The sequence below is a fragment of the Megasphaera sp. DISK 18 genome (genome assembly GCF_001682955.1).
Classification (GTDB): Bacteria; Bacillota; Negativicutes; order Veillonellales; family Megasphaeraceae; genus Megasphaera; species Megasphaera massiliensis.
Window position 1 is genome coordinate 70,299 of the sequence record NZ_LUGJ01000018.1, and the last position, 6,846, is coordinate 77,144.

General features: G+C 50.8%; 7 protein-coding genes. All 7 read left to right on the top strand.

Annotated elements, in window-relative coordinates:
* The first annotated feature begins 20 nt into the window (after positions 1-20).
* Complete coding sequence (gene recQ, locus A0U42_RS04485; protein WP_065360037.1) at positions 21-1,844, top strand: DNA helicase RecQ; 1,824 nt, start codon at positions 21-23, stop codon at positions 1,842-1,844.
* Positions 1,845-1,861: 17 nt separating this feature from the next.
* Positions 1,862-2,653 (top strand): thymidylate synthase, encoded by a 792-nt coding sequence (locus A0U42_RS04490; protein ID WP_065360038.1) that lies wholly within the window; start codon positions 1,862-1,864, stop codon positions 2,651-2,653.
* Positions 2,653-3,144 carry a dihydrofolate reductase gene (locus A0U42_RS04495; protein WP_065360039.1) on the top strand — a complete coding sequence of 164 codons (492 nt, stop codon included), beginning with the start codon at positions 2,653-2,655 and terminating at the stop codon, positions 3,142-3,144. The genes A0U42_RS04490 and A0U42_RS04495 overlap by 1 nt, the downstream gene beginning before the upstream one ends.
* A 130-nt stretch (positions 3,145-3,274) precedes the next feature.
* On the top strand, positions 3,275-3,475 hold the full coding sequence (locus tag A0U42_RS04500) for a cold shock domain-containing protein (protein ID WP_218055521.1): 201 nt from the start codon (positions 3,275-3,277) through the stop codon (positions 3,473-3,475).
* Between the two features lie 209 nt (positions 3,476-3,684).
* Entirely contained in the window at positions 3,685-4,626 is a 942-nt protein-coding gene (locus A0U42_RS04505) for an ornithine carbamoyltransferase (RefSeq protein WP_065360040.1), read from the top strand.
* Positions 4,627-4,809: 183 nt separating this feature from the next.
* On the top strand, positions 4,810-5,238 hold the full coding sequence (locus tag A0U42_RS04510) for a MarR family winged helix-turn-helix transcriptional regulator (protein WP_083122282.1): 429 nt from the start codon (positions 4,810-4,812) through the stop codon (positions 5,236-5,238).
* Between the two features lie 79 nt (positions 5,239-5,317).
* The gene (locus A0U42_RS04515) at positions 5,318-6,691 is read left to right on the top strand and encodes an MATE family efflux transporter (protein WP_065360041.1); all 1,374 of its coding nucleotides are present in this window, start codon (positions 5,318-5,320) and stop codon (positions 6,689-6,691) included.
* Positions 6,692-6,846: the final 155 nt, after the last annotated feature.

Consider the following 6,846-nt stretch of genomic DNA (forward strand, 5'->3'; position numbering starts at 1 on the left):
AAGGAAGGATGCCTTGTTTCATGCTTCAAATTGAATCATTGTTAAAACAGTATTTTGGCTATTCGTCATTCCGGCCGGGCCAGCACGAAGTCATTCAGACCCTGCTCGACGGCCGCGATTGCCTGGCAATCATGCCGACAGGGGCGGGGAAGTCGATCTGCTTCCAGCTTCCGGCCCTGATGATGCCCGGCGTGACCTTAGTCATTTCCCCCCTTATTTCCCTGATGAAAGACCAGGTAGACAGTCTGGTCAATCAGGAAATACCGGCGACATATATCAACAGCCAGTGTACCTTTGAAGAGGTGAAGGCTCGCTTTGCCGCCATCCGCGCCGGCCGCATCAAACTGGTCTATATCTCGCCGGAAAGACTCGAGAATCAGTTCTTTACGGCTTTTATGCAGACCCTGCCCATTTCCATGTTCATCATCGACGAAGCCCACTGTGTCTCTCAGTGGGGCCATGATTTTAGGCCCAGTTACTGCGCCGTTCGCGACTGGATTGCAGCCCTTCCCAAGCGGCCTGTCGTCGGGGCTTTTACGGCGACGGCGACGGAAAAGGTCAAGCACGACATGATGTCCCTCTTAGGCCTTCAAAAGGAACGCATTTTTATCGGCGGTTTCGACCGGCCCAACCTCTATTTCCGCGTCGTCCACGCCAAGGGCAAGATGGAATTTACCCTGTCTTATATTGCCAAACATCGTGAAGACAGCGGCATCATCTACGCGGCGACGCGTAAGGAAGTCGACCGCATCTGTGATGAACTGAACCGCCGGGGCATCAAGGCCGGCCGCTATCATGCCGGTCTCAGCGACGATATGCGCCGTTCCATGCAGGAAGCCTTTACCTACGATAAAATCCAGGTCATCGTAGCGACCAACGCCTTCGGCATGGGCATCGACAAGAGCAATGTCCGCTACGTCATCCATTACCAGATGCCGAAAAACATCGAAAGTTACTACCAGGAAGCTGGCAGAGCCGGCCGCGACGGGGCACCGGGGGACTGTATCCTCCTCTTTAACCGCCAGGATATCATGATTCAGAAATTCCTCATCGAGCAATCGACTCGCGACGTCAAACAGCAGGAGGTCGAATTCCGCCTGCTCCATGCCATGGTTCGCTACTGTGAGGGCAACCACTGCCTGCGCCATTATATTCTGTCGTATTTTGGCGAGCATCCGTCGTGGGAGCACTGCGATAAATGCGGCAACTGCGACCAGGAAACGGTCGAAGAGGACATGACCGAACAGGTGCGCAGCATCTGCCTCTGTGTCGATGAACTGAAAGGGCGCTTTGGCCTGACCATGGTGGCCGACATCCTGAAAGGGAGTCAGAATGCTAAGATTCGCCGCTATGGCTTTGACCGCAATGCCGTCTTCGGCATGCTCGGTAATTTTTCCCTGTCCGAAGTTCGCGATATGGTGCGCCAGTGCATCGACGACGGCTATCTCGAGCAGTCTGACGGAAAGTATCCCGTCGTCTCCCTGACGGCAGACGGCAGGCAGGCCATGGGGGGCCATAAACGCATCGTTCAGCAGAAACGAGTCGTCGAAGAGATTCCGGCGGCCATTCCCAAACGCCGGCAAAAACGCAGTGCCGGGACCTTTGACGAAGAGGCCCTGCGCCCCTTGTTCGACATCCTGCGGGCCGTTCGCCGCGACTTGGCCAAGGACGAAAACATTCCGCCCTTCGTCATTTTTTCCGATGCCACCTTGTGGGATATGGCAGCCCTTAAGCCGAGCAGCCTCGACGCCATGGGCGACATCAAGGGCGTTGGCAGTTTTAAATTGCATAAATATGGCCGCAGCTTCGTCAGCGCCATTCAGTCTTATATGAATAATCAGTAATTTTGAGGTGATACTACATGAGCATGGCCGATACACAATACCTGAATATCGTCGAAAATATCCTCGACCACGGCTATTTCGACAACAACCGCACGGGGGTGCGGACGTACAAGCTGCCCCATCAGATGATGCAGTTCGATTTGGAACATGAATTTCCCATCTTGACGACGAAGTTCGTGGCCTTTAAGACAGCCGTCAAAGAAATCCTTTGGATTTGGCAGCTCCAGAGCAACGATGTGCGGGAGCTGCAGAAGATGAACTGCCACGTTTGGGACGAATGGATGCGTCCTGACGGGACCATCGGCAAGGCTTACGGCTATCAGATCCGGAAGTACAAGCAGGTCGATAAGCTCTTGGATACCCTGAAAAACGATCCCCAGAGCCGGCGCATGATCGTATCCTTGTGGAATATCGAGGATTTGGATGACATGGCCCTCCAGCCCTGCGCCTACCAGACCTTGTGGGATGTCACTGACGGCCGCTTGAACTGTATGCTCATTCAGCGCAGCGGCGATATGGGCCTGGGCGTCCCCTTCAATATGACCCAGTATGCCGTTCTCATCCACCTCATTGCCCGGTCTGCCGGCCTCCGTCCGGGCCTCTTTACGCACGTCATCAACAATGCCCATATCTATGAAAACCACGTCGAAGCTATGAAAACTCAGCTCTCGCGCCGAAATCAGGCCTTGGACGCTCCTAAATTGATACTTAACAAGGACATTCACGATTTCTACGCCTTTACACCGGACGACATCCGTCTCGATGATTATCAGCATTTGGGCAAGCTTCCTATGGAGGTGGCCGTCTGATGATCCATCTCATTGCCGCCGTCGACAGAGCCCGGGGCATCGGCCGGGACAACGACCTCTTATGCCATATTTCAGCCGACTTGAAGCGATTCAAGTCCCTCACCATGAATCATACGATGCTCATGGGCCGCAAGACCTTTGAAAGCCTGCCGGGTGTTCTGCCGGGACGACCTCATTGGGTCCTGACCCATCAGGCGGACTACCATGTCGATAGTCCGGCCGTGACCCTCTTTCACAGCCCGGAGGCCATGTGTGCCGCTATGAAGGCGGAGGAAGACTACTTCATCATCGGCGGGGCCGCCATGTACCGCGCCTTTTGGCCCTTGGCAGACAGCCTCTATCTGACTGAAATCGACGAAGTTTTTCCCGGTGCTGACACGTTCTTTCCGGAGTGGAAGAGAGACGAGTGGACAGAAACAGAACGGGAAGTCCATGATAAAAAGAATAATAATAAATATAAGTTTGCCTTTACTCATTATGTAAAAAAATAAGGAAATACTCGGGAATTTACTTATATAAATTCGATTGACATTAGCAATCTGTTATGTTACACTAACAAAAGAGCTATAAGGTAGCACTTGCTATGGATAGCTGTAATTGTTTTGATTTTTAGGAGGATTTATCATGCACGGTAAAGTAAAATGGTTTAGCGCAGAAAAAGGTTATGGCTTCATCGAAAGAGAAGACGGCGGCGACGTTTTCGTTCATTTCTCTGCCATTCAGGAAGATGGTTTCAAATCCTTGGCCGAAGGTCAGGATGTTGAATTCGATATTGTTGAAGGTGCGCGCGGACCGCAGGCAGCTAACGTAGTTAAAGCTTAATCGGAAAGTAACACATAGACCTTTTGGACCGGTAATCATCGTGATTACCGGTTTTTTGCGTCTCCGGAAAGGAGCTTGCGCTGTATGAAATTGATTTATATGTATAAATTAAAGAAAAATACGTATAAATACTTGATAAAGGAAAGACCTTGTGCTATGATATAGCCATCAACAAGTTATAGTCTTACAGGATGAGAGGATGGATATACATGAAACACGCCAACAGCTTTATCGATTATACAGCCGAAGAATTGAAAGGCATCTTATTATTAGCCGATAAGATTAAGAAGGACCAAGACGCTTACAGCCATATTCTCGACGGCAAAAAATTATATACCTTGTTTGAAAAGACGTCGAACCGGACTTATTTGTCCTTTTCCATCGGCATGGAAGAATTGGGCGGCAAGGCCTACAACCAGCTCTGGAAGGACAGCAACTTCACCATTGGCGACCTCATGAGCGAAGTCAAGTACGTCTGCCGCAACGTTGACTGCATCATGGGCCGGTTCAAGAAGGCCGAAACGACGGAAGGCTTCATGAAATATGCCACGGTTCCCGTCATCAACGGCTGTGACAATACCTTCCATCCGTCTCAGGCCCTGGCCGACATGCTGACCCTCTATGAAAAGACGGGACGCTTTGAAGCCAAGGTCCTCTATATCGGGGCTAAAAATAATACCTACAACTCGCTCAGTGAAATCGTCGTCAAATTGGGCGGTACCATGTACGGCTTGACGCCCTTCAGCCAAATTACCAACGTGCCGGCTGACTTTTACGACACCTTGGCAGCTACGGGCCATTATAAAGAACTGCCGACGGATATTTCTAAAGAAGACCTCAAGAAAGTCGTCGCCGACGTCGACTGCGTCTACACCGATACCTGGGTTGACATGGAATTTTTCACCAATCCCGACTACGCCGAAAAGAAAGACAAGATCATCAACATGATGATGCCCTATCAAATCGACGCAGCCCTCATGGAAGGGACGGATACCATGGTCTTCCACGACATGCCCATCCATCCTGGTTATGAAATCAGCCAAGACGTCATGGAAGCCCATTTGGAAACGATCCTCGACGAAGCCGAAAACAGACGGCATGCCGAAAAGGGCCTCTTGGTCTACCTCATGACGGGAAAATTGGATTGGTAAGCCTCGTATCCGTGTCATGACCATCACTTTTTTGTAAAAATGCATACATGAACTATAGCGGGAAAACCGTCGCCGTCAGGGATTCTGTCCTTGACGGTGATTTTTTATGCGCCGGATGCCTTATTGACAGGGCGTCGTATTTGAGATACAATTACTTAGGAAACTAATAAATAGGAGGGCGCCATGATATCGAATAACCGACATATTGGAAGTTATGTCAGCAAATTGTCCAACAAGCTGCGCCGAAAGTTAGAGATGCTTCCGTCCCGCGGTGAATTCAGCGGCTCTCAAGGGCGGACCCTTCACTTTTTGCTGGCCCAACGGGAGGACGTCTTCCAAAAAGATCTTGAAGAAGAATTCGGCATCCGGCCGTCGACGGCAACGGAGCTCTTAAAGCAGATGGAAAAGAACGGACTCATTACCCGTGAGGCGGCAGCCCATGACAACCGCTTAAAAAAGATAGTCTTAACGGAAAGGGCCTTGCGGTATCGGCAGCAAGTCATAGACGATTTGACGGCCTTAGATGAAAGACTGATCAAGGACATTTCTAAAAATGACCTGCAAGTCTTTGTGAAGGTCGTTGAGAAGATGATGGATAACCTGTCTGACTGAAAGGGCAGACGCGTTATCCTTTCTCTTTAACTAAATACTTAGGAAACTAAGATATGATAGAAAGGCGAGGCACTTTAATATGAATGAAAAAAATGATTTTTCGACGGGAAAGCTCTTTCCCATGATTTTAAAATACTCCATTCCGGCGGCTATTTCTCTTTTAATTACAGCCATTTATAACATCGTCGACCGGATCTTTGTAGGCAACTTCAACGGCACGTCGGCCTTGGCCGGTCTTTCGATTTGCTTTCCTCTTTTTTACATGATGATGGCTTTCGGCCTGACCTGCAGCGCCGGCGGATCGTCCCTGTTCAGCCTGTTTTCCGGAAAAGGGGAACAGGAGAATATGAACCGTTCCTTTGGCAATTCCCTGATCTTAGTCATCGTCTTTGAAGTGCTGCTGTCGGTCTTTTTGCTGCTGTTTGCCGATCCTATCCTAAAGGTGTTCGGCGTTACCGAAACGGCTTATGAATACGCCCTCGCTTATTACCGCATCGTGGCCCTGGGCTGCCTCTTTCAAGGGCTGAGCCAGGTTTTTTGCGACTTTGTCCGCGTTTCCGGAAAGCCCGTCCTGGGGATGGGCGTAACGGCTGTCGGGGCCGTGACCAACATCATCCTCGACGCCGTCTTTGTGGCCGGCCTCGACTGGGGCGTCACCGGCGCAGCTTGGGCGACGGTCATCGGTCAATTCCTTTCGGCCTTTTTTGGGGCTTATCTCGTTTGGAAAGGCCATACGAAGGTCGAAATCAAACGGGATACCTTTACCTTCGATGCCTGGCTGTCGCGGACCATCATTTCCTGCGGCTTTGCCTTTTGGATTGCCCAAATGGCCATGGGCCTCATCAGCCTCGTCTATAACAGCCAATTAGGCCAATACGGCGGCGATACGGCCATCAGCGTCTATGCCGTCGTCTCCAGTATGATGACCTTTGTCATCATGCCGGCCAGCGGCATCAGTCAGGGAATTCAGCCCATCGTCGGCAACAACTTCGGAGCGAAACAGTACCATCGGGTCATGGCCACCTTATATCAGGCCTCCGCTTTTTCGGTCGGCATTACCTGCATCATTTGGATCGTGATCATGGTATTTCCCGAAGCCATCCTGGAGGCTTTTGGGGCTACGGAAGATATGCTGGCCATCGGTGTTCCGGGCCTGCGGGCCAATTTCTGCATCACTCCGATCCTGGGCTTTGTTATGCTGGTGACGACCTTCTTCCAGTCCATTGCCAAACCGATGCCTTCCATTGTCATCACCTTTTTACGGCAGATCCTGTTCTTGATCCCCCTCATCTATATTCTGCCTATACTGTGGGACATCAATGGTATCTTCGTGGCCCAGCCCATCAGTGACGCCTTGGCCCTTATCATTTCCATTTTCTTCGTCATACGGGAACAGCGGATCCTTTATGGCCTTTCCAGCAGTCCTGAAAAGGCTGGTTTTATGGCTTCATAAGAGCCGGTTATCGCAGCCGGGAGACTGTGACTGCGGCGATACGCTGCGTTTCAGCCCGGCCGGAGCCTTCGCATGTTGCCTGCGCGTAAGTTTGACAAGTTCATGAATTAGGTTGTCTACACGAAAAAAGCTGTCCTGATATGCTCCCCTTTAGG